This is a genomic window from Pseudomonas sp. H11T01 (assembly GCF_048515765.1).
Taxonomy (GTDB): domain Bacteria; phylum Pseudomonadota; class Gammaproteobacteria; order Pseudomonadales; family Pseudomonadaceae; genus Aquipseudomonas.
In genome coordinates this window covers 1-535 of the sequence record NZ_JBLYED010000071.1, presented here as the reverse complement: position 1 = coordinate 535, position 535 = coordinate 1, and the positions used below count along the sequence as shown (strand labels likewise).

Sequence of the window (535 nt, the reverse complement as noted above, 5' to 3'; positions counted from 1 at the left end):
GTAGAGATAGACTTTTTCGACTTTGGCGTCGGGACGCATCATGAGGTGCGGGCTCCGGAAAAGAATCGGGAGCACAGCATCGGGGATCAGGTGGCGGCTTTGAATGTGGGGTTCATGGAGCGCTTACCTACCAATCCCTCGATTCCAAAAAACTCCACGAAGCCGCACACCGGGCTCTCGATCACTACCTGAACCCGCCCTCATCGGCCAAACCTCGCGGCAGCGATGACCGCCCCCTGCAGATCTTCACCGTCGCCCCCGACATCAACACCCAAGCCTTGCTGGCCTACACCTACGAAACCTTCTGTTCGGCCACCACCCTGACCCTGGACCTGTCCGACGACCTCGAAGGCAAAGACCGCAACCTCGCCCTGGCCATCCATCAAATGCTGGAACTGGGCTTGCTGCTGATCGAAAAGGCGCTGGACAACGAAAATCCGGTGAAGCCGGTGGGAACATAGGGTCAAGCAGTAGAGAGTCTGGTCAGTCAATTCAGCGTTGACTTGAAGACCATTCGCGGGCAAGCCCGGCTCCC

At 58.3% G+C, this 535-nt stretch carries 2 protein-coding genes; both read left to right on the top strand.

The annotated features are described in order from the left end of the window. A partial coding sequence (locus ACN1C3_RS33230) for a hypothetical protein (protein WP_419119951.1) occupies window positions 1-192 on the top strand: 192 nt, incomplete at its 5' end. Continuing rightward, the gene (locus ACN1C3_RS33225; RefSeq protein ID WP_419119952.1) at window positions 189-461 is read left to right on the top strand and encodes a DUF6124 family protein; all 273 of its coding nucleotides are present in this window, start codon (window positions 189-191) and stop codon (window positions 459-461) included. The genes ACN1C3_RS33230 and ACN1C3_RS33225, both read left to right, overlap by 4 nt. Window positions 462-535: the final 74 nt, after the last annotated feature.